A 24,867-nucleotide genomic window follows, 5' to 3' on the forward strand; every position below is an offset into this window, starting at 1 on the left:
TTCTACCACGAGCTGCTGCGCAGTACCACCTCTGCGGCCAGCTCGGGGGTGAGGTCCCGCGTGGCGGAACGACGCCCCATCAGCTCGACGATGCGGTAATCGCCGTAGACAAAACGCTGGCTGGCGCGCGCGATCGCCCGCGTCGCGTCGGAAGTGACCAATACCGTGGTGTTGATCTCGACCGGTGGGCAGTGTTTGTCCCGGATCAGCCCGGCACGGTCGGCAACCCGCGGATGTCCACGGTCGATTGCGACGAGTCCGATGAATCTGTCTAGCTTGCTGGCGGCCAAGTCCCACGCCAATTCGCCGCCCGCTCGGTCCCCGACCAACAACGCCACCTTGACCCCGATGTCGTCAAGTACTCCGGTGATGGCCTTGGCATGCAGGTGCGGATCGTGACCGATCACCGCGGTACGCAAGCCCGCGGTGTGCAGCCGCTCGCACACCGCGCGATAACTGAGCGCGAAATGCCCAGCGGCCGCCAGCATCACGACAGTGGTTCCCTTATCCGGGCCTGACACGTTGACCTGCACCGTTCGGCCGTCAATCGTGACGACCTGGTGCAGTTCACCGTCGCGCGCGGGCGGCACCGCGGGGCGCGGCCGATGAAGCTCGGGCGTCGGACTCATGGATGAGTCCCCCACGAGTGGGAGGGACGCGCGAAGACCTTGGGCATGGGCGCACGGTACCTGAGTACAACCCATCCGGTTGGGCTTTTAACCAGCCCTATCAGGAAACTTTCATCCGGACCGTCAAGTTCTTTCGATCTTGTCGACCTGTTTCCCGACAATGTCCAGGAAAGTCTGGGGCATCGTGGCGGTGGCCTTGACCGACGGGTCACGCAGATCGAAGGAGGTTGCCACCATGGCCACCCCGCGGACATTCGCAAAGGCCATGTACCGAGAGGTGGTGCCCTTGGGCATGATCATCGTCTGCTTATAGGTCAGCACGCCGACGGGCCCGCCCTGCACAGGTTCGGTCGTCATCGGTGTTCCCGGCGAATTCGTGTCGAAGAACACCTCGTACTGGGCGCAACGGGTCGCCACGTCCTTCACGTTGGTGAGGTCGATCGTGTCGCGCAACAAACTGACGATGATGTTGGCGCCATTGAACCGCGCGATGTATCGCGCGGTGTTCTCTGGGCCGGCTTTGCCCGCATTGGCCAGTCTGGGAGACAAACCGTCCGCGCAGCCTTGCGGATTCGACGGCATCCCGCCCACGACGACCTGCTGGCTCTGGCTGTTGACCGTCATCGGGCCCAGGTCGGCGACCACCCTGTCGTACTTGGTGCCCTCGGGCAGCTCATCGGCGGTCAGTAGCGACTGGGCGATGCGGGCACCCGGCCAGGTGGCGGTACCCGCCACCGTCTGGGTGCAGCCCACAAGCGCCAATCCCGATACTGCGACAGCTACTAGACCCCGATGCACCCGCACAGGCTATTCGACCCGTGCCGCAATTACCGGATATGACGGGGCTGATGCGGGCAATCCAGATTCTTCCCACACCGACTCAAGGGCATCGACATCGACGTGGGTGCCGACGAGATCGGCCAATCGGTCCAGCTGGGCAGCGCGACGATCGCCGACATTGGTGTCCGCCGCGACGGCGAAACCGGAGCGCCCGGCCGCGGCCGCCGCCTGGGTGAGCCACGCGCGACGGAAATCGTCGTTGTCCAAGACTCCGTGCCAATGGGTGCCCCAGACCGCCCCATCGACGGCACCCTCGTCATGGTCGGTCAACCAGGGTGGCACCGCCGAGCGGGTAACCGTGCCGTGGTGGATTTCGTAGCCGGTGAGCCCCGGAGGTCCCCAGCGTCGCAACGTCTTAACCGGCTCGAAGGCGATGTCGATATCGAGCAGGCCCAGCCCCTCGACCGCGCCCGCGCCGGACTCGACGCGATCATCGATCGTGGTCGCGAGCATCTGAAATCCGCCACAGATGCCCAGTACCGGCCCGCCCGAACGGGCGTGGGCGACAACGGCATCGGCGACACCGTGACGACGCATCCAGGCCAGGTCGGCGACGGTTGCCTTGGTACCGGGAATGACCACCACATCGGCGTCGGCGATATCCGCAGGGTGCGCCGCCCACCGCACGGTAACCCCCGGCTCGCAGGCGAGCGCCTCGATATCGGTGGAATTGGAGATACGCGGCAGCCGCACCGCCGCCACCCTCAACCATTCCTGGCCGATCGGGTCGCTGGTCTGCCCCACCTGTCCCGAGGCCACCACGGAAACCGAATCCTCGGCATCGAGCCACAATTGGTCGTCGTACGGCAGCACCCCGTACGTGGGGCGGCCGGTCAGCGTCGCAAGCTGTTCGAGCCCGGGCTCCAACAAAGTGGGGTCGCCGCGGAACTTGTTGACGATAAAACCTGCGACCAGCCTTTGGTCCGCGGGCTCGAGCACCGCCACGGAACCGAACAGATGCGCCAGCACTCCGCCGCGGTCAATGTCACCAACCAACACCACGGGTAGGCCCGCCGCCCGCGCCAGCCCCATATTGGCGATATCGGTTGTCCGTAAGTTGATCTCGGCGACAGAGCCGGCACCCTCGCAGATCACCACATCGTATTCTTCGCGCAGCGTCCGCAGGTCCTCCGCGACCACCTGCCGCAATTCCTCACGATGCTCGACATACGAGCGGGCGCTGACGTTTCCCGTCGCGCGGCCTCGCACCACCAGCTGCGAGGTGCGATCGCTCCCCGGCTTGAGAAGCACCGGATTGAACCGAACGGAGGGTTCCAGACCGCAGGCGCGAGCCTGTAGGGCCTGCGCCCTGCCGATCTCTCCCCCATCGACGGTCACCACGGAGTTGTTCGACATGTTCTGAGCCTTGAAGGGAGCGACACGAATACCCTTGCGGGCCAACAATCGACACAGGCCCGTCACCACCAGACTCTTACCGGCATCGGAGCTTACGCCCCCGACCAGCAGCGCGCCGGATACGGCGCCCGTCATGGCACTGTCAGGATCTCTACTCCGTCCTCGGTGACCACCATGGTGTGCTCGAACTGCGCGGTCCACAACTTGTCGGCGGTCGCCACGGTCCAGGTGTCATCCCAGATCTCGTACTCCAGGGATCCCAGGTTGATCATCGGTTCAATGGTGAACGTCATGCCCGGTTCGATGACGATGTCCAGATTGGGGTCGTCGTAATGCGGCACAATGAGGCCGTTGTGGAACGTCGGGCCCACGCCATGACCAGTGAATGCTCGAACCACGTTGTACCCAAACCGTTTTGCATAGGCCTCGATCACCCTGCCGACCACGCTCAGCGCCCGTCCCGGCTTGACGGCGTTGATCGCCCGCATGGTGGCCTCCCGGGTGCGCTCGACGAGCAGGCGATGCTCCTCGGAGACATCTCCGGCCAGGAAGGTGGCGTTGGTATCGCCGTGTACACCGTCGATGTAGGCGGTGACGTCGATGTTGACGATGTCACCGTCCTCGATCACGGTCGAGTCCGGGATTCCGTGGCAGATGATCTCGTTCAGCGATGTGCAGCACGACTTCGGAAATCCCTTGTACCCCAGCGTTGACGGGTATGCCCCCTGGGACACCATGTAGTCGTGTGCGATGCGGTCCAGCTCATCGGTGGTGACACCGGGAGCCACCGCCTCACCGGCAAGCGCCAGCGCCCTCGCCGCGATCCGGCCCGCGACCCGCATCTTCTCGATGACTTCGGGGGTCTGCACGTACGGCTCTCCGATGGCCTCGGCGACCTTGGACTTGCCCACATACTCGGGACGATCGATCGACACGGGAACCTGACGCTCCGGAGACAACTCCCCCGGGCGCAGTGCGGCACGTGGCGATGAGCCGCTTGCGCGAAGAGAATCAGAAACAGTCATGAAGGCAGCGTAGCGGGGTCCGCGGAGCGGCCCACCGCGGTCGTTACGCGTTGATGATGATCGGGTCGCCAATGCTGACGGTGTTGTAGTACCAGGACGCGTTATCCGGGCTCAGATTGATGCAGCCATGGCTGACGTTGGAGTTGCCCTGAGCTCCCGTCGACCACGGGGCGCTGTGCACATACACGCCGCCCCAGGTGACCCGAACCGCGTAGTAGACGGTCAGCTTGTAACCCTCGGGGTCATTCAGCGGAATTCCGATGGTCCGGGAGTCCATGACCACAGGGCTCTGCTTCTCCAAGGCAGTGAAGGACCCGACCGGTGTGGGGTGCTTGGGCTTTCCCATCGACGCGGGCATCGTTCGCATCACCGTGCCATCGATCTTCACCGTGAAGGTGTGGCCGCTGATGCTGCCGATACCCAGCACCTCCGAGCCGGTCTGGAACTTGTACTTCATTCCGCTCACACCGTTCACCGACACGGTGATCGACGAATGTGCAGGCCAATATTCACGAGGAGTGAAACGGACCGTCGCATTGTCGACCCAGCTGAACGCCCCGGCCGGGACCTTCGGCGCCGAGAACTCGATGGACCGCTCGGCGGCGATCCTGTCGGCGACAGGGGCTGCGAAACGGATCGTCACCGGCATGGCCACCCCGACCGTCTGCCCGGGCGTGGGCGACACCGAGGCCACCCCGCTGGGACTTGCGGCCAATGCGTGGCCGAGGGTCGCGGGTGCGGTGACCGCGGCATTCATCAGGAGGCTGACGAGCCCGGTCACCACAAGCACACTCCGAAATGCTCTGCGCAAGCTCTCGATCCTCCCTGGATGCTGTTTTCTACATGGTAGTTCGTAAACGCCTGGCGGAACGTTAGCGACAGCGCGCACAATCGAATTCATGGGCCTGCCCGCCGGACTCACATTAGAGGCAATTGTGATCGACTGCCGCGATGCCATCGCACTCGGCCGTTGGTGGTCTGAGGTGCTGGAATGGCCCCACACGATCGATGGCGACGGATACGTGAGCGTCTTCCAACCGGACCGACACCCGCCCCTGTTGTTCTTCATGAACGTGCCCGACCCGAAGACCGCGAAGAACCGTCTGCACCTCGATTTTCGCGATGACGATCAGAGCGCCCTGGTGGACAGATTTCTGGCACACGGCGCCACCAGGATCGATATTGGCCAGGGCGATTCGCCCTGGGTGGTGCTGGCCGACCCCGAGGACAATGAATTCTGCGTGCTGGCCTCGCGCGCGGATCAGGCCAAGTAGTCGGGCGGCAGCGACTGGAACATCACCTTGGTGGCGCGCACCGCGGCCTCCGAACCGCCGCCCCCGACGATCAAGGTGGCGAAGGCCATGTCGCCGCGGTATCCGGCGAACCAGGCATGTGATCCGCCCGGAAACTCCGCTTCGCCCGTTTTTCCGAAGACCGCACCCTCACCCTTGAGATCCATGGCGGTGCCGCTGAGCACCGTCTCGCGCATCATTCCGCGCAGGCCATCGACCATGGTCGGGGTCACCGCGGGCCGCTCACCGGTTATTCCGGTGATCTGACCCGAAATCAGCTGCGGTACAGGTGTTTTACCATTTGCCACGGTGGCCGCTGCCAGCGCCATGCCGAACGGCGTGACCAGCACCTTGCCCTGACCGAATCCGTCCTCGGTGCGCTCGGTGAGATTGACGGTCGGTGGTACGTTGCCCGAAATGGTCGGGATACCCGCGACGTCGTAGTCGGGTCCGATACCGAATTGTGAAGCGGCGACGGTCAAACCGTCCAGAGGCATCTCGCTGGCCAGCTTCGCGAAGGTGGTGTTGCACGAGTTCGCGAATGCCCGCCACATGGGCACCGTGCCGAGATCGAACTCGTTGTAGTTGGGCACGCTGCGATCACCGATGGTGATCCGCTTCGGGCAGCCCACCATGGTGTCCGGAGTGGCCATGCCGCGCTCCAGCGCGGCACCGGCGGTGATGATCTTGAATGTCGACCCAGGCGGATACAACCCGGTGGTGGCCAGCGGTCCATCAGCGTTGGCGGCGGCGTTCTGGGCGACCGCGAGGATCTCACCCGTCGACGGTTTGATGACTACCATCATGGCCTTCTGGCCACGGGTATTGACGGCATTCTGCGCGGCGTTCTGCACGGCGCGATCAAGGCTGATCGTCTTCGACGGCGCCGGAGTGGGTTTCACCTCGTTGAGCACCGCAGTGTCGACACCGTTCTGGTTGACGCTCACCACGCGCCAGCCGGCCTCGCCATCCAGCTCGTCGAGCACCGCCTTTTTGACCTGGGCGACAATATCCGGCGCGAAAGCGTCGTCCGTGGGCAACAGATCGGCGATGGGCGTCATCACCACGCCGGGCCGCAGCGCCCCCGGCCGCGTCTCCAGCGCGATGGATACTTTGTCCCAGTCATCCTTACGCAGCGTGATCAGGTCCATCGGCGAGGTTTGCGCACTCGCCTGCTCTGCCAGGGATGCGGCGTTCATGGTGTCGTCGTAGGGCCGAATGGCGTCGGCAAGTGCGGTGGCGGTGCTCATCAACGATTTGCCGGCCTTCGAGGCATCGAAGGCGATTCTGTACAGATTGGCCGGGGCCAGCACCGTCGTACCGCCCGCTTCGTTGACCGTCGCCCGCTTAGCGGGGTCTGTGCGCAGTGAGAGCATTTGGCGCTCACCAAGTTTGGGATGCAGGTCACTCGGAGCCCAACGTACCTGCCAGCTACCTGCCGTACGCAACATCTCCAGACGCCCGTTATACGTCCAGACACGCTTTCTGGGCAGCTGCCAGGTATAGGTCGCATCCGCACTACCGGTGTCCTGGGTGTATTGCGAGCCATTCACCGCGGCCTTGAACGACGTCGCCTGTAGTCCCGAGAACGCTTGGTCCAGGCCCACTTTCGCGCCATCGGGGTCGTCGGTTAGCTTAGCGGCCGCGGCAGTATCGCCCTTGGCCAGTGCCTCGAAAAACTTCTCCGCCACCGGACCCGGCCCATCGGGGCGCGGGGTACACGCGACAGCACCGGCCACCAGCAGCACGGTGCCGACCATCGCCAGGACCCATCCACGTCTGAACATCGGGTCGATGCTAAGACCGCGAACGCCCAAAACCACGCAGGCGCACGGGGCTAGCGAGCACTAGCTCGCAAAATTAGCTGACGAGGACCGTCGCGAAGGTGCCGATCCGGGTGAATCCCGCCTTCGCGTAGGACGCGCGAGCCACCTCATTGAAACTGTTCACATACAAGCTGGGGATTCTCCCGCTGCGATGAACCGCCGCCGCGATCGCCGCCACGCCTGCGGTGCCCAGCCCGCGCCCGCGAAATTCAGGATCGACCCATACACCCTGGATCTGGCTGACACTGCGCGACTGGGACCCGATCTCGGCCTTGAAGATGACCCGGCCATCCTCGAATCGAGCCCAAGCCCTGCCCGCCTCGATGAGACCAGCCACCCGCCGCCGGTAGCCCCGTCCGCCGTCGCCGTTGCGCGGGTCGACGCCCATCTCACCGATGAACATCTGGACCGAAGCGTTCAGATACTCATCCAGCTCCTCGGCCCGCACCTGTCGGACCGCGGGGTCGACCACACACGTCGGCGCGTCAAGCATCGCCAACAGGGGCTGACAGGCGCGCACCTCTCGCGCCGGTCCCCAGACCGGATCGAGGTGGCACCACATGTCGAGTACCACGTCCGCCGGACCGACCAGCGAGGGGCAAATCCGATGCTGCTCGATGGCACGCTCGGCGAACAAACGGGTCGCTTCGGGCCCGCCTGCCAGCGGAATGATGGTCGTCCCGACGAAACACAGTGAGTCGGCCAGCACTCCCGTCGACCAGATCTCACCGCCGATCGCAGTGGGGTCGGCGCCCCGAGCCTCCACTCGGGCGGCCAGCATGCAGGACGCCACCGGATCGATATCCAGGACCGCGCGTACCGCCTCGGTGTCCGATAACCCGAGCACACGAACAGCATCGGAGGATGACGCCCCAGGTGCTCCAGGCGCCGGCAGTGTTGTCGTCATCGGCAATCGCTCCCGTGCTCAAGCCTCTTCGCGCGAGCGCTCATCGGTTCATCCACTCGCGCCGAGCTACATTCAGCTTACGGTGACGACCGGCTGGCCTGTAGGGGTTCCGTCGCTTCCGATCCCTGCGCCGTTTTCCAGACCCATCTGCTCGGCCAATCGCATGGCCTCATCAATGAGCGTCTCGACGATCAGCGCCTCGGGCACGGTCTTGATGACCTCACCCTTCACGAAGATCTGTCCCTTGCCATTACCGGACGCCACGCCCAGGTCGGCCTCACGCGCCTCTCCTGGCCCATTGACGACGCAACCCATGACCGCGACACGCAGCGGCACATCCAGGCCCTCTAGCCCCGCGCTGACGGCGTTGGCCAGCGTGTAGACGTCCACCTGTGCGCGCCCGCACGACGGGCAGGACACGATTTCCAGTGAGCGGGGACGCAGATTGAGCGATTCGAGGATCTGATTGCCGACCTTGACCTCTTCGGCGGGCGGCGCCGACAAGGAAACCCGGATGGTGTCACCGATGCCCTTGGACAACAGCGCTCCAAAGGCGACCGCCGACTTGATGGTGCCCTGAAATGCCGGACCGGCCTCCGTCACACCCAGGTGCAGCGGGTAATCGCACTGTGCGGCCAGCAGTTCGTAGGCGGCGACCATGATCACCGGGTCGTTGTGCTTGACGCTGATCTTGATGTCTCCGAAGCCGTGCTCCTCGAACAGCCCGGCCTCCCACAGCGCCGACTCGACGAGCGCCTCCGGGGTTGCCTTTCCGTACTTGCCGAGGATCCGCGGATCAAGGGACCCGGCGTTGACGCCGATCCGGATGGGGATCCCGGCGTCACCGGCCGCCTTGGCAACCTCCTTGACGCGTCCGTCGAACTCCTTGATGTTTCCCGGGTTCACGCGCACCGCGGCACAGCCGGCATCGATCGCCGCGAAGATGTACTTGGGCTGAAAATGGATATCGGCGATCACCGGAATCTTGCTCTTGCGGGCAATCTCGGCAAGCGCATCGGCGTCCTCCTGCCGCGGGCAGGCGACACGCACGATGTCGCAGCCAGAGGCTGTGAGCTCCGCGATCTGCTGCAGGGTGGAATTCACGTCATGGGTCTTGGTGGTGCACATCGATTGCACCGAGACCGGTGAGTCGCTGCCCACCCCGACGCTTCCCACCATGAGCTGACGCGTCTGACGCCGCGGCGCCAATGTCGGCGGCGGTGCGCCAGGAAGACTGGGCATGCCAAGACCGGTCATCATTATCTCCTATTGGAAAAGTCTAATCGGGTTGACGATGTCGGCGGTGATGGTGAGCAGCATGTACCCGACCACCACCACAAGAACGAGGTAGGTCGCCGGCATCAACTTCATGTAGTTGACCGGCGCACCCACTGCCAAGCCGCGCGCCGATCGGATCATGTTGCGAACCTTCTCGTAGGTGGCCACCGCGATATGTCCGCCGTCAAACGGCAGCAGCGGCAAGAGATTGATCGCGCCAAGTGCGAAGTTGAGCTGCGCCAACAGGATCCAGAACATGATCCACATGTCGTGCTCAACGGTCTCACCGCCCATGCGGCTCGCCCCGACGATGCTCATCGGGGTGTCCATGGCGCGTTCGCTCCCGGTGATGGAATCCCACAGAGCGCCGACCTTCATCGGAATCTTGCCGATGGCCTTGACGGTTTCGACGGCGACGGTCCCGATGAGGTTCCCGGTCGCCGGGATGGCCGTCACCGGGTTGTAGTGCTTCTGCGGCACATAGGTGCTCAGCGAGGCACCCACGGCGCCCACCGGAACGAGCTTGCCTGCCTTCTCATCCCAGCGTTGTGTCTCGGTGACGTTCACCATGAGCGATTGGGGCTTACCGTCGCGCACGATCTCGAAGACCTGCGGCCCGCGCAGGCCGCGAATCGCCGTGACCAGGTCGGTGGATGTGCTGACCGACGTGCCGCCCGCGGTGAGCACCTGGTCACCGGCGCGCAGGCCAGCCAGCGCGGCCGGTCCTTCACCGGTGCACGCCACGACGTCCCTGGGATCGGCGCTCTTTTGCGGCGCCACACAGCTGGTCTGGGTGATCTCGGGGTGGGTCGGCGCGTTGTTGTCGGGTAGCCCCCAGAACAGCACCACGCCGTAGAACACCACGATGCCGATGAGGAAGTTCATGGCCGGCCCGGCGAACAGCACCGCGACCCGCTTCCACACCTTCTGCTTGTACATGGCGCGATCTGATTCCTCGGGAGTGAGCTCCTCCACCGAGGTCATACCCGCGATATCGCAAAAGCCGCCCAGCGGGACGGCCTTCACCCCGTACTCGACGATGTCGTTGGCACCCTGCTTGTTGGGCCGGTTGCTCTTACGTTTGGTGGACCACAGTGTCGGCCCGAAGCCGACAAAGTAGCGGCGCACCTTCATGCCGGTGGCCTGCGCCACCCACATGTGCCCGCACTCGTGCAACGCCACCGATACCAAGATCGCCAGCGCGAACAACGCAATTCCGATCGCGTACGCAGCCATCAGGTCCGATTTTCCTCCGCGAAGATGAATTGCGCAGCCTGCTGGCCAGCCCAGCGCTGCGCGTCGAGTACATCGTCAACGGTAGCGGGTTCTGCGGAAGTTCCCTCCCATTGGCTTGCCACATCGAGCACATCGGCAATTGTTCGCACGATGGACCTGAATCCGATACGCCCGTCCAGGAAGGCGGCGGCCGCGGTTTCATTGGCGGCGTTGTAGACAGCGGTCATGCATCCCCCCGCTTCTCCGGCACTGCGGGCCAGGTCGACGGCGGGAAACACCTGGGCATCCAGCGGCTCGAACTCCCAGGTGGAGGCGGTGCTGAAGTCGCAGGCCGACGCTGCTGCCGGTACTCGGTCCGGCCAGCCCAGGGCGAGCGCGATGGGCAGTTTCATGTCGGGCGGGCTGGCCTGCGCCAGCGTCGACCCATCGGTGAACGTCACCATCGAGTGCACGATCGACTGCGGGTGCACCACCACACCGATCTGCCGGTAGGGAACGCCGAAGAGCAGATGCGTCTCGATGAGTTCGAGCCCCTTATTGACCAGCGATGCCGAGTTGAGCGTGTTCATCGGGCCCATGGACCAGGTGGGGTGGGCGCCCGCCTGCTCGGGGGTCACGGCGGTGAGCTGCTGCGCGGTCCAACCCCGAAACGGCCCGCCCGACGCGGTCAAGATCAGCTGCGCGACCTCGCCACGGGTCCCTCCCCGCAGACATTGCGCCAGCGCGGAGTGTTCGGAATCGACAGGCACGATTTGCCCGGGCGCGGCGGCCTTGGTGACAAGCGGCCCACCGGCCACCAGGGATTCCTTATTGGCCAAGGCCAACCGGGCTCCCGACTTCAGCGCGGCCAGGGTCGGCCGCAGGCCGAGGGCGCCGACCAGCGCGTTGAGGACCACATCGGCCTCGGTGTTCTCCACCAACTCGGTGACGGCATCCGGTCCGCTCAGCACGGGGATGTCGAGCCGCACGGCAGCGCGCTCGTCTGCCACCGCGACATTGGTGACCCCGGTTTCGGAGATCTGCTGGCGCAGCAGCTCTACGTTCCCGCCGCCGGCAGCCAAACCGACCACTTCAAAGCGCTCCGGGTTGGCGGCGATGACCTCAAGCGCCTGGGTACCGATGGACCCGGTACTGCCGAGAAGAAGGACGCGGCAGACCTCTGAACTCACTGTCACCCGCTCATTCTGCCCCGGCCATGCGGCTGTCCCTACCCCGCAAGCGCCACCGGGCGGTGCAGGTCGACATCCCCCTTGGCCGTGCGGATGTTCACATCGAAGATCTCGTCCGCGGCGTCGGGTCCCTCTGCCGGTTCCAGCGAGTTGGTGAACGCCCCCGAATGCGTGTCAATCGCCAGCCGGGCCGCCGTGCCTCGGGCGATTCCGATCGAGGTATTGCCGCTGGCCGTCTCGAAGACCAAACCACCCGCGACCGCCGTCCCGATATCGACCGACCCCGATGCCGAAGCGACCCTGGCGTGACCACGCAACACCTTGACGGCAAGGTCACCACTGGCGGAGTTCCGTTTGATATCGCCGGTCAGTTCACGGATCGACACGCCTCCAGAAGCGGTGTCGGCCTCAGCCGCGCCATTGATCGCGTCGATGACCAGCTCACCGCTGGAGGACTGAAAGCGGACGTCGGCATAGTCACCGTCCGCGCGCACTGCTGCCGAGGCCACCGCGATGTCCAAAATAGACTGGCGCGGCAGTTCGATCAGGATGTCGATGGTTCCGGTGCGAAACGTAATGCCCTGCGACGACAGCACCGACAGCACGCCCTTGGAGTACGAGACCCGGGTGCGTTCGGCTGTCCGCACATCGAGGGCCTTTGCCTCATCGCGGGGCAGCACCGCCACCACGGTGTCGGAGCGGTCGCTTGCGACGACCTGCAGAGTGCCCCGCGCCAGCTCCACCTTGGCTGTGATGGGGTGCGGGGTATCGAATGTAGCTGGTGCCGTCATAGTTTTTTTTCCTATCTCTCTAGCGGATCCCTCTAGCGGACCCAGCCCCTGATGGTGTTACCAGTGCGGGATGTTCTTGTCCCCGTGCGCTTTTCAGCGGCGGCAACTGCGGCGCGTACCAGCCAGGCGTTCAGCGATATCCCCTCGCCCGCAGCGGCCGCCTCCACGGTGGTCCGCAGGTTCTCCGGCAGCCGCAGGGTGACGCGCCAGGTGCCGCCGCCGTCGTCTGTCGGGAGCGTCGCCTCCGGTGGCGTGGCCAGAATCGGCTGGGTCACCACAAATTCCGGTTCCCGGCCGCGCAGGCGCACGTCGACGACGGTGGGCGCCAACTCACGGGTGATTTCCTCGGCGGCCGCCGACAGCGCATCGAGCAGCGCGAGCCGAATCGCCGACTCCAACGGGGCGGTCAACCGGTCGGCCAGTTCCTCGGCATCCACACCACCGGCTTTCGCGGCGATGGCGAGCTCCTCGCGCACCGAGTCGACATACGACTGCAAATCCATAGTGTCATTGTGACATCATTTTGGTGTCATTACAAGTGTCACAAGGATGCGCGTTGACGTGATTTCCTCCGGCGCGGGGTGCCACCCTCGCCCACAGCGGAGCGGGCGTGGCACACTATGGCCTGTAGTAGACGTCTGAGATTTGGAGGGCTGGCGGTGGCCACGACCGAGGTTGTCAAGTACGACGGAGTCGATGTCGAGGACGTGCCGTCCGTCGCGTTCGGGCGTGGGCTGTCCGGCCAGAATCCCCGCGTCTTCCATGTCCTCGGCGTCGTGATGGCGGCCATCCTGCTGCTCATGTTGATCGGCAATCACGTCGGCAAGGTCGAGGACATCTTCCTGGTCGGTTTTGCCGCCATCGTGCTGGCGTTCACCGCCAACGACTACTTCGGCCGTCGTTCCGGCCGCATTCGCTAGCTCTAGCGCTCGGAGGCAGCCAACTGGCCGCACGCGGCCGCGATCTCGCGGCCGCGGGTATCGCGCACCGTGCACGAGACACCCTGCTCGCGGACGCGGCGCACAAATTCACGTTCCACCGGCTTGGGGCTGGCATCCCACTGACTGCCCGGCGTCGGGTTCAGCGGAATCAGGTTGACATGGACCATCTGCCCCAGGGCTTTTCGCAGCTTCTTGCCCAGCATGTCGGCACGCCACGGCTGATCATTCACATCACGAATCAGGGCGTACTCGATCGATACCCGCCGGCCCGTGACATCGGCGTAGTAGCGCGCGGCATCAAGGACCTCGCTGATCGCCCACCGGGTATTGACCGGCACCAGGGTGTCGCGTAGCTCGTCGTCCGGACAGTGCAGCGACACCGCGAGGGTGACCCCCAGCCCCTCGTCGGCAAGTCGCCGGATGGCCGGCGCAAGTCCCACCGTCGAGACGGTGACACCGCGCTGGGATATGCCGAACCCCTCCGGCGGCGGCGCGGTGATCTTGCGCAGCACCGTCAGCACGCGGTTGTAGTTGGCCAGGGGCTCCCCCATGCCCATGAAGACGATGTTGGACAAGCGGCCCGGCCCACCCGGCAGCTGGCCGTCACGCAAGGACGCCGCGGCATCGCGGACCTGTTCCAAAATCTCGGCGGCCGACAGATTGCGTGTCAGTCCGCCCTGGCCGGTGGCGCAGAACGGACAGGCCATACCGCATCCCGCCTGAGAGGAGATGCACAACGTGTTGCGGTCCGGATAACGCATGAGCACCGATTCGACGGTGCTACCGTCATGCAAGCGCCACAAGGTTTTTCGGGTATCGCCCGCATCACAGGCAATCTGGCGCAGTGGCTCGAGCAACCGGGGAAACAGCGCCTCGGCCACCCCTCCGCGGGCACCGGCCGGCAGGTCCGTCATCGTGGCCGGGTCACCCACCAGCCTTCCGTAATACTGGTTGGCGATCTGCTTGGCACGAAATGCGGGAAGCCCCAATTCGGTGACCACGTCACGGCTCTGCTCAAGGCTCATATCGGCCAGATGACGGGGCGGCATGGCACGACGCGGTGCGTCGAAGACCAGCGGCAAGGGCTTGTTATCGGCAGGCATAACCGATTCAGTATCCCAGGCTTTCGCTAGTTCCCCGAACCCGAACGTGCCCGCACGTGCATCCGTTCACCCTGTGGGCCGAAAATATGCAACACCTCGACGGGTTTGTCGGTCGGATTGCCGAACCAGTGCGGGATATGGGTGTCGAACTCCGCGGCCTCACCTGCGGGAAGAATGAGATCGAGCTCGCCCAACAACAACCGGAGATTCCCGGCGAGCACGTACATCCACTCGTATCCGTCGTGGACCTTCAAATTCGGTTCGCCCTTCGGCGAATGGGGCGGGATGATCTGCTTAAAGCACTGAATTCCGCCGGGTCGCCGCGACAGCGGCAGGTAGATCGACCCGTTGCGCTTAAACGGTTTGGGGTGAACGCGCGGATCTCCCGTGGCGGGTGCGTTGACCAGCTCGTCGAGCGGCACCTGATGGGCCTCGGCAAGTAACAGCAGGAGCTCTAGCGTGGGGCGTCGCTGACCGGATTCCAGGCGTGACAAGGTGCTCTCCGAAATGCCCGTGGTCTCCGACAACTGCGCCAGCGTGATCTGACGATGCAGGCGCAGGGCCCGCAGCCGCGGTCCCAGCGCGTCAAGCACTGCCTCCATGCGCCGATTTTGATCGTCCATACGGTCCATGCTGACGCTAGGTTGCCACTTTGGCAAGAAAGGTTGCGCACTTAGCAGCTACGCACCAATAGTGGTGCCATGAACAAACTCTGGGATGTAGCCATCATCGGCGGCGGAGCCGCGGGCCTGTCTGCAGCCATCACACTCGCCCGATCGCGACGGTCGACCGTCGTCATCGACGACCATCACCCCCGCAACGCACCCGCCGATCGGGTCCACAACTATCTGGGACGCGAATCGACCCCACCCGCCGAGCTGTTCGGCATCGGCCGTGACGAGGCAGCGCAGTACGGCGCAACCTTTCTAGACGGACGCGCCACCGCGGTATCCCACGCCGAGAACCATTTCGACGTCTCTCTCGATGGCGGGCCGGCGTTGCGCGCGCGGCGGGTACTGGTTGCCACCGGCGTGGAGGACGAGCTGCCCGATATCGAGGGGCTGGCCGAACGCTGGGGCCGCGACGTGCTCCACTGCGTGTACTGCCACGGCTGGGAAGTACGCGACCGCACCATCGCCGTACTGGGCACCGGACCCCTGGCAGTCCACCACGCGCTCATCTTCCGCCAGCTCAGTGACAACGTCACACTGTTGCGACACAACGATTTTCCGATGTCGATCGACGAGGCGGCGCAGTTGGCACGCAGAAACATCCGCATCATCGATGGGCCGGTGTCGCGGCTGCATGTCACCCAGGACTCGCTGCGCGGTGTGCAGTTGGAGACGGGCGCCACGATTGCGTGCGAGGCGCTGGTTGTTGCGACAGTGGTCTCGGCCCGGGTGGATATGCTCGCGCCCGTACAACTGGCCCCGCAGGAGATGCGACTCGGCGAGCACCTGCTGGGGACCTATCTGCCGGTCACCCGGGGCGCAACCGCGGTGCCCGGCATCTATGCCGCCGGAAACGTCACCGATATCAAGGCACAAGTCATCACCTCCGCGGCGGCCGGAACAGAGGTCGCTGTCGCCATCAACGCCGACCTTGCGGTCGCAGACGCCCAGGAGTTGCAATATGCATGATCACAACAACCCGCCTTCCGACGAGAAGTCTTGGGACGAGTTCTATCAATCACACGACGCGCTGTGGAGCGGGAACGCCAATCCGCAGTTGGTAGCCGAGATATCGTCGCTACCGCCGCGGACGGCGCTGGACGCGGGCTGCGGCGAAGGCGGCGACGCGATCTGGCTCGCGCAGCATGGCTGGCAAGTCACCGGCATGGATTTTGCCCACACCGCGCTGCGGCGCGCCGCCGACAACGCCGTCAAGGTGGATCCCGAACTCGCGAACCGGATCTCATGGACCCAGGCGGACCTGACCGCCTGGCAGCCGAATCGGCAATTCGATTTGGTGACATCACATTTCATGCATCTACCCACGAATCTTCGCGAGCCGGTGTTCGCGGCGCTGGCCGCTGCCGTGGCCCCCGGAGGGACGCTGCTCATCGTCGGGCACCATCCGTCGGACATGCAGGCGGCGATCGGACGACCGGACCTGCCTGACTGGTACTTCACCGCCGAGGACATCGCCGACACCCTCAACCCAAAGGAATGGACGATCATCGTCGCCGAATCACGGAGCCGAAAGTTCACGCGTGACGACGAGGAGTTTGATATCGCAGACACCGTGCTGCGGGCCGAGCGCAAGCCCACGACGGAATCGGCTTAGGCGATAGCCGCCGATTCACCCGAGAGGGCCTCGCGGGCAGCATCCTTCACAGCATTGAACGCGACGGGGTCCAGCCCGCGGCGACCGACGACCGATAGCGTCGCCAGGTTCGCCGCGGGCATGGCGTCAACCGGTGCGATACCGTCGGGCAACCACCCGATGATGGGCAGCAGCGCCATGCCCAGGCCCGACCGCAGTCCCGCGTACAGACCGGACAAATCCGGTGATTCTCCGACGATCTGGTACTGATTTCCCAGCGTATGCAAGGCACTGAACATGGGCGCACGCAGCGTGCACGGCTCGGTGAACGTCATCACCCGCAGGGGCTCAATGGGATTCGGCTTGTAGCCGCGTGCGGCAACCCACTGCAGCGGAACGGTGCCCACCGCATTGGCGCGATCCAGGCCCGATCCGTCCAGGATGACCGCAAGGTCCATGATTCCCCGGTCCACGGATTCGGCGAGATAAAGATTGCGATCGAAGCGCACACGCACCGACCAATCCGGAAGATGGCTTCGCAGGGCCGAGGTGATGCTCGGCAAGATCAAGTCCGCGCCATGTTCGGTGACGCCCAAAACCAGGGCGCGTTCCTGGCCGGCCACCAAATCATCGACCGCGGCATCGTGTGCGGCCAAGATGCGCCGGGCATGCACCAGCAGCCGGGCGCCCCTGTCGGTGAACACCACGCCGCGTCCATAGCGCCGAACCACCGGCTCCCCGATCGCCGTCTCGAGCTTGCGTACATGCTGACTGACCGCGGATTGGGTCAGGTGCAGCACAGCGGCGGCGCGGTGGAATCCCCCGCAATCGGCGACCGCCGCCAGCGACCGCAGCGGCGCGATATCGAACGTCGAACTCGCCATATCGACACGCTAACTCGATCACAAAATTTGATCAATGCCTGAGACAATGAAGGGAAATATTCCCATTTCAAACGCAGATTTCGTCTTGAGTGATAAGTATTAGCAATCAATTCTGATCAGCAATTATCGTTGGACACCACCTCCCGCACCGGCCACGATGGCAACCATGCAGAAGACGCCCGTGCCCATGACCAAGTCCTCGGCGGTGGCACTTACGTTTCTGTACGCGCTCGGCTATCCGATTGGCGCACTCTCGGTGTCTGCCATGACACCCATGTTGGTGTTGGTCGCGCGTTTCGCGCTCGCCGGAGCCATCTTGGCCACCTGGGCACTGATCGCGAGGGCGCTCTGGCCAACCGGTCGCACGTTGTGCCATGTCATCGTCGCCGGCCTACTCATGCAGGCGGTGCAGTTCTGCGCGTTGTACGAGGCCCTCGAACACGGAGCTCCCGCGGTATTGGGGGCCGTGGTCATCTCGATGAACCCCGTCGTCACCGCGGTACTCGCTGCCCTGTTCCTCGATGAGCGCCTCAATCGCTGGCGCCTCGTGGCTCTCGCGCTGGGCGTGGTGGCGGTACTTGCCGCATGCGCCAACCGGCTGCTCGCCACCGGTGGGATCGATACCGTATTGGTGCTTCTCCTCGTGGCGTTGTTGGGCCTGGCGGCAGGCGGGGTGTACCAACAGCGCTTCTGCGCCGATGTCGATTTTCGCGTCAACAGCACCATCCAGAACCTGTCCGGACTGCTGCCGGCAGGCGCATTGGCGCTTCTGACCCCCAGCGCCGTCCACGATCCTTGGAAGGGTGCCGCTGCCGTGGCCGCGGTAGTGCTGCTCAACGCCACGCTGTGCACCTCGCTGTACGTGCGTTCGGTCAGCACATTCGGCGCGGCCGCAGTTGCGATGCTGTTCTGCGTCATTCCGGCCGTCGCCGGCCTGTTGTCCTGGCTCCTGCTCGGCCAGCGTGTCGACATCGGCATGGGGATCGGACTGGTCATAGGCGCTCTCGCCTGCTGGCTCAATGCCCGGGCAAGCCGATCCACCAAATTGGCTGTGAAACCCCAGAGCCCCTCAATCGGGGCGGCGACCGCCGCGCCTACCCGTGAGCCGGCGGTGGCCAGCTAGCCTGGCTGCATGCGTGCCCTGTTACTTGGTGGTCTGACCCTGCTGGGAGCAATGCTCCTGGTCGCCGGATGCTCGAAGGGAGCCACGGTATCCCCGACCGTCCCCTCATCGAGTCAACCACCATCGAGCAGCAGCACCAGCAAGCCGATCACCACAACCACCACCACGACGGCTCCGGTCGACTTGCCCGAGCCTGTTGCGGGAGCGCCGTATGATGCTGTCGCCCAGTGGATTTCCAAGGGCGCGCCGGTTGATGTGACGAATTTTCACGCAGCGACCAGCCAGGATGGGCAAAAGACCGATCTGGGCGACAATGTCGCGTTCAAGACCCCGTCCGGGAAAACGCGCTGCATGACCGACAACATCCAGCCAGGCACGCTGTCCTGCCTGGTCAACTTGACCAATCCGCCGAAAAGACCTGCCGGCACAGAGGGCAACTGGGTAGGCGGCTGGACTGATTTCAGCGGCCGGCAGGTCACGGTGGGCGGGCTACATGGCGATCCGGGCCCCTTCCAGAGCGGTGACGGAAATCCGCTCGACTACGGCGGCCGCCTCTCGTTCGGAGATTTCAGTTGCCGCAGCGAGACTTCCGGACTGTTCTGCGCGAACACCAAGGCCAAGTCCGCAATTCGGATCAGCGATGCTGGGATCGAGCCCTTTGGCTGCTTACAGGAAGCCACCCCTTCCGAGGGCAATGGGCGAGAATTCAGCTGCTAGCGTGAGGTTCGGGCCAGATACTCCGCACCGCGCGGCGAGAGCCGGTAGCCCACCGGCAGGCTCAGTGTGAGCCCCAGGTTCTTGAGCTTGCGCACCTGAACCTTGAAGGTCGCTAAATCCGGCCAGCGGGAGCATGATTCGAGGTCCTTTGCCCGAACTGCTGGGCGATGGGCGATCTCCCGGAGTACCTCACGGGTCCAGGGACCCGGCTTGGCGTTGCGATCCATGCGGTCCAGCCGCGCGTCTATGTCGGCGATTTCCCCGACCGAAAGCGCCACCGACGAGGCCAACTCCGCACGCGGATCAGGCATATCGATCTTGCGGAACGCCAAGCGGTACAACACATCAGCAGCGTCCTGGGCGCCCACATCGCTGCGGGCCGCAGCAGCCGACGGGTATCCGGCCAGCTGTGCATCGGCGTCATCGATGTCACGCGCGAGAATCTCGTCAACGGCATCGACTTCAATGAAGTCGAACTCGGTCATGGAGCGGATCCGGTCCGATCCGACGCGATAACGGCCACCAACCCGCACCTGCGGGCGCTTCCAGCGCCGGTAGGCCACCGAGATGCTGCCATCGTGTATTCCGGCGCGCAGCCTCGGCTCGAACAGCACTAGTGCCCCAAGGTGGCGCCGTAGAGGTCTTCGAGCGCCTTCCAGTGCCGTTGCGCGGCCCCCTCGTCATAGGTGGGGTTGTCCGTGACGGCGAACCCATGCTTGGCCGGATAGGTCTCGATGGTGTGCCGCACGCCGGCGTCCGTGAGCACCTGCCCCAGTAACTGTTCCTGCTCAGCAGGAAAGGACGCGTCCTCCTCGGCCGCCGCGATCAGCACCACGCCGGTGATACGCCCGGCAAGGTGGTGCGGACTGTTGAGGTCGTCGGCCTTGGCGAGGTTGCCGCCATGAAATGACGCCACGGCGCCCACCCGGCTCGCATGAGTTGCCGCCACCCGCAAAGAGATTCGGCCACCCATGCAGTAGCCGGTCAGGCCCACGAGCTCGCCGGTCACCTCCGGCTGGTCGGCAAGAAAGTCCAGAAAGCTCCCCGCGTCGGCATCGATCCGATCGGGGGTGAGCGTTCCCATCGTCGCGAACAGGCGTCCGCGCTCCTGCGTGTCGCCGAATGCGGTGGCCATATTGAATGGCTGCCAATTGCCTTCGCGGTAGTACACATCCGGCACCAGCACGACATACCCCCAGCTCGCGAGCCGGTCCCCCATCGCCCGCATCACATCGCGGGCGCCGCCGGCATCGGGGTAGAGAACCACCGCCGGGCCCGGCTGGTCCGGTAGGTGCAACGTTGCGGAGCATAGGCCGTCGGGGGTCAGGATCTGAGCATCGCGGCGCTGCATGTTTCCATCAAACCAGCCACCCGGCCCGGTAGCTACCACGCTGGTATCTTGGGCGGCAACGATCCGTCAATGACCAGGGGGAATCTGATGGCCTTTGCCAACACACTGTCCACATCGTGGCAAATCTTCAAAACGTCGGCAAAGGTATTGAGCTCACGCAAGGAGCTCGCGGTTTTCCCCCTCCTATCCGGCATTACGTCATTGCTCGTGCTGGTGGGAATGGTGGCGCTGGGCGTGCTCCTACTACCCGCCACGACGGGCGATTCGGTTCCACCGCTCTTTTACCCCGTTTTCGCCGTCGGTTACTTCATCCTGATGTATGTCGCGACCTTCTGGCAGGCGGCGCTCATATCGCAGGCGAACATCGCGCTGGAGGGCGGAGATCCCAGCGTGGCCGCCGGCATCTCGGCAGCGGCGCAGCGCGGCGGTCGCCTCCTCCCCTGGGTCCTCATCACCGGCGTTGTCTCCTGGATCATCAGCGCCGTGGAGGAGCGGGTGCCCTTCATCGGACGGTTCCTGGACGTCGCGTGGCGCGTGGTCTCCTTCCAGGTGCTGCCCACGCTCGTGCTGGAAAACCTCGGGGCGATTGATGCCGTCAAGAAGACCAAGGAAACGCTCAAGAACGCCTGGGGCCGCAACGTCGTCGGCATCGTGGGACTGAACTTTTTCACCGCGCTGCTGTCACTCCCGGGAATCGGTCTGATCTACCTGGGCGTGGCCGCGAACATGGCCGCGGTGACGGGTGTCTTCGCGTTGTTCGGAGTGCTCTGGATCCTGGTGGCCTCCATCGTCGGCGCCGCGCTCACCGGCATCTTTCAGACAGCGCTGTACAGATTCACCGTTGACGGCCACGTGCCGGGCCCCTTTGCCGGACTGGACCTGCGCCAAGCACTCAAAACGCGGTAAACGGGCCCGTACATAGGGGAACCGCAGGGCACGCGGGTGCGGTTCCGTAAACCACAGCCGTCACACTGGTAACTTAATGTACCAAGAGTAACTTAAGTGTCAGGGGTTTCGGTGTGGCTTCCTTCAACGCGCTATCGACCGCGCTGTCGACATCGTGGGACATTTTCAAGACGTCGACACGCCTCCTGAGCCACCGTAAGGCGCTGCTGTTCTTCCCCATCGCCGCGGCGGCAACGCTGGCCGTCTTCATCGTGGCCCTGATCGTCCTGGGGCTGCTGCTGCCACCGAACATCGACAAAACCTCGCCGCAGTTCGTCCGGGCTGCCCTGGCTATCGACTACGTGATCCTGTTGTATGTCGCACTGTTCTGGCAGACGGCCCTCATCACTCAGACCACTGCGGCACTGCAGGGCGAGAAACCGAGTTTTACCCGCGGCTTCGCCGCAGCCCGTCGTTACCGCACGCGGTTGCTGCCCTGGGTGCTCATCGACACGGCGGTCACCTGGGGCTTCGGCATCATCGACGAGAACCTCCTCTACGTGGGCAGCCTTGTCCATGTCTTATTCATCGGGCGGTTTCTCGATCTGATGTGGCGTGCCGTCTCGTTTCAGGTGCTGCCGACAATCGTCCTGCGAAATGTCGGCACTGTGGAAGCCATCAAGACCTGCAAAAAGACCCTGCGGAGCATGCTGTCCAGAAACGTCCTCGCCCAGCTCGGTCTGCGAATCTTCATCCTGGTACTGGTACTGCCCGGTGTCGGCATGCTCTTCGCTGCCGCCGCGGCGGGCCACGGGGTGTTATCGGGCGTGCTCGGGCTGGCCGGCGGGCTATGGATCGCGGCCGCGATCCTCTATGGCGCAACCGTCAGCGGGATTTATCAAACAGTGCTGTACCGAAGCGCGGAGGCGTCAAACCACGCCTAGTTACGCGCTCTTTAGATGAAGAGCGTCAGCACAATCCAGGTAGCGACCGCCGACGGCAGCAGCGAGTCCAGGCGGTCCATGATGCCGCCGTGACCGGGCAGCAGCGTGCCCATATCCTTGATCCCCAAGTCGCGCTTGACCTGTGACTCCACGAGGTCGCCCAGTGTGCCGGTGATGACAAGCATCACGCCGAGCGCGATACCCACGAACGGGTGATGTCCGAGCAGGAACGTCACCGCCAGAGTAGACGCCGTGGTTCCCACCACGAGCGAGCCCGCCAGGCCCTCCCAGGATTTCTTCGGGCTGATCGCGGGTGCCATCGGATGCTTACCGAACAAGACCCCCGCCGCGTATCCGCCGATATCGGAGAAGGTGACACCGAGCATCAGGCAGAAAACCTGCTCTGCGCCGTTGTCCGGATAGACCAGCAGCGCGCCGAAGGATGCGAACAGCGGAATCCATGCGGCCACGAAAACCGTGATCGCCACATCGCGCAGATAATTCACCGGCTGACTGCCCAGCCCCTGGCTCAAGAGCCGCCAAATCATGCACACCACAACGGTCGCGGCGAAGGCACCAACCGATCCCGCGGTCCCCCACGGCCACGTCAACCAGATCATGGCCTGCCCGCCGAAGAACAAGGGGATGAAAGGAACCGAGATATCGGCCTGGCGCAGCCGCTTGGTCACCTCCCACATCGCGATCCCGAGGAAGACCGAGATGATGCCGACCCAGATCTCCTTCTGGTACAACAACGAGAAAATGATCAGGGCGGCGAGCGCAACCCCGACGCCAATTGCGGCCGGCAGGTTGCGCCCGGCCCGGGACTTCGCCCCCGCAGGGGGCGCAGGGCTGCTGCCGGGGGCCGGAGCCGCGTCGGTGTCTCCCATGGTCGTCACTACCGGCGGCCCTAGACCTCCAGTAGCTCGCCTTCTTTGTGTTTCACCAGCTCATCGATCTGGCTCACGTACTGCGCGGTGGTCTTGTCCAGATCCTTTTCCGCTCGGCCCACCTCGTCCTCGCCGGCCTCGCCATCTTTCTTGATCCGGTTAAGCTCGTCGTTGGCCTTACGCCGGATATTGCGCAGGGTCACCTTGGCGTCCTCGCCCTTGCCCTTGGCCTGCTTGACCAGCTCGCGGCGGCGCTCCTCGGTGAGCTGAGGAATGGCGACACGAATGATGCTGCCATCATTGCTCGGGTTCAAGCCCAGATCCGAGTTGCGGATCGCGTCTTCGATGGCCTTGAGCTGGTTGGACTCATAGGGCTTGATGACCACCATGCGCGCCTCGGGCACGTTGATACCGGCCACCTGCGTGATCGGGGTCGGAGTGCCGTAGTAGTCGATGACGACCCGCTGGAACATGCCGGGGTTTGCCCGCCCGGTCCGAATGGTCGCGAAGTCGTCGCGGGCGACCGTCACGGCCTTTTCCATCTTCTCCTCGGCATCGAGAAGAACCTCGTCAATCACGATTGATCTCCCATCGGGTTCGATGATCTTCGCGCAAGCTGGGGCCACCGCCCGCCTGCGGGGGCCTCATCACGGTGTTACCAGCGTTCCGATCTTCTCACCTGCGACCGCCCTTGCGATATTCCCTTCGGTAAGCAGGTTGAACACCAGGATCGGCATCCGGTTGTCCATACACAGGCTGAACGCGGTGGCATCGGCGACCTGTAGGCCGCGATCGATGACCTCGCGGTGCGTGATCTCGGGCAGGAATTCGGCGTCGGGATTGGCGCGCGGGTCGTCGGTGAAGATGCCGTCAACCGCCTTGGCCATCAGCACCACCTCGGCGCCAATCTCCAGTGCACGCTGCGCGGCCGTAGTGTCGGTGGAGAAGTACGGCAGGCCCATGCCGGCACCGAAGATGACGACACGCCCCTTCTCCAAGTGCCTTCTGGCACGCAGCGGAATGTACGGCTCGGCGACCTGCCCCATGGTGATGGCGGTCTGCACGCGCGTCACGATGCCTTCCTTTTCCAGGAAGTCTTGCAGCGCAAGGCTGTTCATCACGGTTCCGAGCATGCCCATGTAGTCCGACCGAGTGCGCTCCATACCGCGCTGCTGCAACTGGGCGCCCCGGAAGAAGTTGCCGCCGCCGATCACCACCGCAACCTCGGCACCGGTACGTACCACCTCGGCAATCTGCCTGGCCACCCGGTGAACCACATCAGGGTCCAAGCCGACGGCACCCCCACCGAACATTTCGCCGCCGAGCTTGAGCAGCACCCGCTTATATCCGGTGCGGCTCACATCGCGCGTCATCACGCCTCCTCGGTACGGGCTCAACAAAGCCGGTGCACAAGC

At 64.3% G+C, this 24,867-nt stretch carries 28 protein-coding genes; 8 read left to right on the plus strand and 20 right to left on the minus strand.

The genetic code is table 11. The annotated features are described in order from the left end of the window. Positions 1-2: 2 nt before the first annotated feature. The 5 genes from MAB_RS16030 to MAB_RS16050 all read right to left on the minus strand — a co-directional run bounded on the left by MAB_RS16030 (position 3) and on the right by MAB_RS16050 (position 4,634). Entirely contained in the window at positions 3-629 is a 627-nt protein-coding gene (locus MAB_RS16030; RefSeq protein WP_005081670.1) for an alpha/beta fold hydrolase, read from the minus strand. Positions 630-752: 123 nt separating this feature from the next. Beyond that, complete coding sequence (locus tag MAB_RS16035) at positions 753-1,382, minus strand: hypothetical protein (RefSeq protein ID WP_005081667.1); 630 nt, start codon at positions 1,380-1,382, stop codon at positions 753-755. A gap of 54 nt (positions 1,383-1,436) precedes the next feature. Further along, on the minus strand, positions 1,437-2,960 hold the full coding sequence (locus MAB_RS16040; RefSeq protein ID WP_005093851.1) for a cobyric acid synthase: 1,524 nt from the start codon (positions 2,958-2,960) through the stop codon (positions 1,437-1,439). Further along, entirely contained in the window at positions 2,957-3,850 is an 894-nt protein-coding gene (map, locus tag MAB_RS16045; RefSeq protein ID WP_049233497.1) for a type I methionyl aminopeptidase, read from the minus strand. The genes MAB_RS16040 and map overlap by 4 nt, the downstream gene beginning before the upstream one ends. A 43-nt stretch (positions 3,851-3,893) precedes the next feature. Next, positions 3,894-4,634 (minus strand): L,D-transpeptidase, encoded by a 741-nt coding sequence (locus tag MAB_RS16050; protein ID WP_005093853.1) that lies wholly within the window; start codon positions 4,632-4,634, stop codon positions 3,894-3,896. 115 nt (positions 4,635-4,749) lie between these two features. On the opposite strand from MAB_RS16050, the gene MAB_RS16055 reads away from it, so the two are divergent. Next, on the plus strand, positions 4,750-5,124 hold the full coding sequence (locus MAB_RS16055) for a VOC family protein (RefSeq protein WP_005081659.1): 375 nt from the start codon (positions 4,750-4,752) through the stop codon (positions 5,122-5,124). Here MAB_RS16055 and MAB_RS16060 read toward each other — a convergent pair. The 7 genes from MAB_RS16060 to MAB_RS16090 all read right to left on the minus strand — a co-directional run bounded on the left by MAB_RS16060 (position 5,112) and on the right by MAB_RS16090 (position 12,852). Next, positions 5,112-6,929 carry a penicillin-binding transpeptidase domain-containing protein gene (locus tag MAB_RS16060; RefSeq protein WP_005081656.1) on the minus strand — a complete coding sequence of 606 codons (1,818 nt, stop codon included), beginning with the start codon at positions 6,927-6,929 and terminating at the stop codon, positions 5,112-5,114. The genes MAB_RS16055 and MAB_RS16060 overlap by 13 nt on opposite strands. 73 nt (positions 6,930-7,002) lie before the next feature. Further along, positions 7,003-7,815, minus strand: coding sequence for a GNAT family N-acetyltransferase (locus MAB_RS16065; protein ID WP_005081654.1), 813 nt, complete (start codon positions 7,813-7,815; stop codon positions 7,003-7,005). 132 nt (positions 7,816-7,947) lie between these two features. Beyond that, positions 7,948-9,135 (minus strand): flavodoxin-dependent (E)-4-hydroxy-3-methylbut-2-enyl-diphosphate synthase, encoded by a 1,188-nt coding sequence (ispG, locus tag MAB_RS16070; RefSeq protein WP_005081652.1) that lies wholly within the window; start codon positions 9,133-9,135, stop codon positions 7,948-7,950. Positions 9,136-9,141: 6 nt separating this feature from the next. Next, complete coding sequence (locus MAB_RS16075; protein ID WP_005088304.1) at positions 9,142-10,389, minus strand: M50 family metallopeptidase; 1,248 nt, start codon at positions 10,387-10,389, stop codon at positions 9,142-9,144. Then, a complete protein-coding gene (gene dxr, locus MAB_RS16080) occupies positions 10,389-11,558 on the minus strand; it encodes a 1-deoxy-D-xylulose-5-phosphate reductoisomerase (RefSeq protein WP_005111635.1) in 1,170 nt (389 codons plus the stop codon). Before dxr ends, MAB_RS16075 begins: the two co-directional genes overlap by 1 nt. A 38-nt stretch (positions 11,559-11,596) precedes the next feature. Continuing rightward, positions 11,597-12,349 carry a DUF4097 family beta strand repeat-containing protein gene (locus MAB_RS16085; protein WP_005088307.1) on the minus strand — a complete coding sequence of 251 codons (753 nt, stop codon included), beginning with the start codon at positions 12,347-12,349 and terminating at the stop codon, positions 11,597-11,599. 32 nt (positions 12,350-12,381) lie between these two features. Next, a complete protein-coding gene (locus tag MAB_RS16090) occupies positions 12,382-12,852 on the minus strand; it encodes a toxin-antitoxin system HicB family antitoxin (RefSeq protein ID WP_005111636.1) in 471 nt (156 codons plus the stop codon). A 156-nt stretch (positions 12,853-13,008) separates the two neighbouring features. Between MAB_RS16090 and MAB_RS16095 the strand changes: the two genes are divergently transcribed. Beyond that, positions 13,009-13,269, plus strand: coding sequence for a DUF2631 domain-containing protein (locus tag MAB_RS16095; RefSeq protein WP_005057042.1), 261 nt, complete (start codon positions 13,009-13,011; stop codon positions 13,267-13,269). A 2-nt stretch (positions 13,270-13,271) separates the two neighbouring features. Here MAB_RS16095 and rlmN read toward each other — a convergent pair whose 3' ends face one another. Beyond that, positions 13,272-14,393 carry a dual-specificity RNA methyltransferase RlmN gene (rlmN, locus tag MAB_RS16100; protein WP_005076798.1) on the minus strand — a complete coding sequence of 374 codons (1,122 nt, stop codon included), beginning with the start codon at positions 14,391-14,393 and terminating at the stop codon, positions 13,272-13,274. 26 nt (positions 14,394-14,419) lie between these two features. Beyond that, complete coding sequence (locus MAB_RS16105) at positions 14,420-14,995, minus strand: helix-turn-helix domain-containing protein (protein ID WP_005093863.1); 576 nt, start codon at positions 14,993-14,995, stop codon at positions 14,420-14,422. Positions 14,996-15,094: 99 nt separating this feature from the next. Between MAB_RS16105 and MAB_RS16110 the strand changes: the two genes are divergently transcribed. Further along, on the plus strand, positions 15,095-16,033 hold the full coding sequence (locus MAB_RS16110; protein ID WP_005111640.1) for an NAD(P)/FAD-dependent oxidoreductase: 939 nt from the start codon (positions 15,095-15,097) through the stop codon (positions 16,031-16,033). Next, a complete protein-coding gene (locus MAB_RS16115; RefSeq protein WP_005081641.1) occupies positions 16,026-16,679 on the plus strand; it encodes a class I SAM-dependent methyltransferase in 654 nt (217 codons plus the stop codon). Before MAB_RS16110 ends, MAB_RS16115 begins: the two co-directional genes overlap by 8 nt. Here the strand turns inward: MAB_RS16115 and MAB_RS16120 are convergent. Then, positions 16,676-17,542: a LysR family transcriptional regulator gene (locus tag MAB_RS16120; RefSeq protein WP_005088317.1), complete on the minus strand. Its 867-nt coding sequence runs from the start codon at positions 17,540-17,542 to the stop codon at positions 16,676-16,678. The two genes, MAB_RS16115 and MAB_RS16120, sit on opposite strands and share 4 nt — an antisense overlap. Positions 17,543-17,708: 166 nt before the next feature. Between MAB_RS16120 and MAB_RS16125 the strand changes: the two genes are divergently transcribed. Together MAB_RS16125 and MAB_RS16130 are read left to right on the plus strand one after the other, a co-directional pair. After that, positions 17,709-18,665 carry a DMT family transporter gene (locus tag MAB_RS16125; RefSeq protein ID WP_005114500.1) on the plus strand — a complete coding sequence of 319 codons (957 nt, stop codon included), beginning with the start codon at positions 17,709-17,711 and terminating at the stop codon, positions 18,663-18,665. A gap of 9 nt (positions 18,666-18,674) precedes the next feature. Next, entirely contained in the window at positions 18,675-19,382 is a 708-nt protein-coding gene (locus MAB_RS16130) for a hypothetical protein (protein ID WP_012296642.1), read from the plus strand. Here the strand turns inward: MAB_RS16130 and MAB_RS16135 are convergent. Then, positions 19,379-19,996: an ASCH domain-containing protein gene (locus MAB_RS16135; protein WP_005081632.1), complete on the minus strand. Its 618-nt coding sequence runs from the start codon at positions 19,994-19,996 to the stop codon at positions 19,379-19,381. The genes MAB_RS16130 and MAB_RS16135 overlap by 4 nt on opposite strands. Continuing rightward, positions 19,996-20,733, minus strand: coding sequence for a dienelactone hydrolase family protein (locus tag MAB_RS16140; RefSeq protein WP_005088322.1), 738 nt, complete (start codon positions 20,731-20,733; stop codon positions 19,996-19,998). The genes MAB_RS16135 and MAB_RS16140 overlap by 1 nt, the downstream gene beginning before the upstream one ends. Positions 20,734-20,802: 69 nt before the next feature. On the opposite strand from MAB_RS16140, the gene MAB_RS16145 reads away from it, so the two are divergent. Then, entirely contained in the window at positions 20,803-21,639 is an 837-nt protein-coding gene (locus MAB_RS16145) for a DUF6159 family protein (RefSeq protein WP_005057029.1), read from the plus strand. A gap of 113 nt (positions 21,640-21,752) precedes the next feature. After that, on the plus strand, positions 21,753-22,562 hold the full coding sequence (locus MAB_RS16150; RefSeq protein ID WP_005111648.1) for a DUF6159 family protein: 810 nt from the start codon (positions 21,753-21,755) through the stop codon (positions 22,560-22,562). An 11-nt stretch (positions 22,563-22,573) separates the two neighbouring features. Here MAB_RS16150 and MAB_RS16155 read toward each other — a convergent pair whose 3' ends face one another. From MAB_RS16155 to pyrH, 3 genes are all read right to left on the minus strand, one after another. Further along, positions 22,574-23,452: a phosphatidate cytidylyltransferase gene (locus MAB_RS16155; protein ID WP_005088336.1), complete on the minus strand. Its 879-nt coding sequence runs from the start codon at positions 23,450-23,452 to the stop codon at positions 22,574-22,576. Between the two features lie 20 nt (positions 23,453-23,472). Further along, positions 23,473-24,030, minus strand: a complete 558-nt coding sequence (gene frr, locus MAB_RS16160; protein WP_005081622.1) for a ribosome recycling factor — start codon at positions 24,028-24,030, stop codon at positions 23,473-23,475. A 69-nt stretch (positions 24,031-24,099) separates the two neighbouring features. Then, positions 24,100-24,825 carry a UMP kinase gene (gene pyrH / locus MAB_RS16165; RefSeq protein ID WP_005057025.1) on the minus strand — a complete coding sequence of 242 codons (726 nt, stop codon included), beginning with the start codon at positions 24,823-24,825 and terminating at the stop codon, positions 24,100-24,102. Between the last annotated feature and the right edge of the window lie 42 nt (positions 24,826-24,867).

This window comes from Mycobacteroides abscessus ATCC 19977 (assembly GCF_000069185.1).
GTDB lineage: Bacteria > Actinomycetota > Actinomycetes > Mycobacteriales > Mycobacteriaceae > Mycobacterium > Mycobacterium abscessus.

Bases quoted from the DNA above. Each gene is read 5' to 3' on its own strand.
- MAB_RS16110 (WP_005111640.1), top strand. From the start codon at position 15,095: ATGAACAAACTCTGGGATGTAGCCATCATCGGCGGCGGAGCCGCGGGC.
- pyrH (WP_005057025.1), bottom strand. From the start codon at position 24,825: ATGACGCGCGATGTGAGCCGCACCGGATATAAGCGGGTGCTGCTCAAG.
- MAB_RS16125 (WP_005114500.1), top strand. From the start codon at position 17,709: ATGCAGAAGACGCCCGTGCCCATGACCAAGTCCTCGGCGGTGGCACTT.
- MAB_RS16140 (WP_005088322.1), bottom strand. From the start codon at position 20,733: ATGCAGCGCCGCGATGCTCAGATCCTGACCCCCGACGGCCTATGCTCC.
- MAB_RS16060 (WP_005081656.1), bottom strand. From the start codon at position 6,929: ATGTTCAGACGTGGATGGGTCCTGGCGATGGTCGGCACCGTGCTGCTG.
- MAB_RS16075 (WP_005088304.1), bottom strand. From the start codon at position 10,389: ATGGCTGCGTACGCGATCGGAATTGCGTTGTTCGCGCTGGCGATCTTG.
- MAB_RS16055 (WP_005081659.1), top strand. From the start codon at position 4,750: ATGGGCCTGCCCGCCGGACTCACATTAGAGGCAATTGTGATCGACTGC.
- MAB_RS16105 (WP_005093863.1), bottom strand. From the start codon at position 14,995: ATGGAGGCAGTGCTTGACGCGCTGGGACCGCGGCTGCGGGCCCTGCGC.
- MAB_RS16090 (WP_005111636.1), bottom strand. From the start codon at position 12,852: ATGGATTTGCAGTCGTATGTCGACTCGGTGCGCGAGGAGCTCGCCATC.
- MAB_RS16155 (WP_005088336.1), bottom strand. From the start codon at position 23,452: ATGGGAGACACCGACGCGGCTCCGGCCCCCGGCAGCAGCCCTGCGCCC.
- MAB_RS16145 (WP_005057029.1), top strand. From the start codon at position 20,803: ATGACCAGGGGGAATCTGATGGCCTTTGCCAACACACTGTCCACATCG.
- MAB_RS16120 (WP_005088317.1), bottom strand. From the start codon at position 17,542: ATGGCGAGTTCGACGTTCGATATCGCGCCGCTGCGGTCGCTGGCGGCG.
- ispG (WP_005081652.1), bottom strand. From the start codon at position 9,135: ATGATGACCGGTCTTGGCATGCCCAGTCTTCCTGGCGCACCGCCGCCG.
- MAB_RS16085 (WP_005088307.1), bottom strand. From the start codon at position 12,349: ATGACGGCACCAGCTACATTCGATACCCCGCACCCCATCACAGCCAAG.
- rlmN (WP_005076798.1), bottom strand. From the start codon at position 14,393: ATGCCTGCCGATAACAAGCCCTTGCCGCTGGTCTTCGACGCACCGCGT.
- map (WP_049233497.1), bottom strand. From the start codon at position 3,850: ATGACTGTTTCTGATTCTCTTCGCGCAAGCGGCTCATCGCCACGTGCC.
- MAB_RS16030 (WP_005081670.1), bottom strand. From the start codon at position 629: ATGAGTCCGACGCCCGAGCTTCATCGGCCGCGCCCCGCGGTGCCGCCC.
- MAB_RS16040 (WP_005093851.1), bottom strand. From the start codon at position 2,960: ATGACGGGCGCCGTATCCGGCGCGCTGCTGGTCGGGGGCGTAAGCTCC.
- MAB_RS16115 (WP_005081641.1), top strand. From the start codon at position 16,026: ATGCATGATCACAACAACCCGCCTTCCGACGAGAAGTCTTGGGACGAG.
- MAB_RS16130 (WP_012296642.1), top strand. From the start codon at position 18,675: ATGCGTGCCCTGTTACTTGGTGGTCTGACCCTGCTGGGAGCAATGCTC.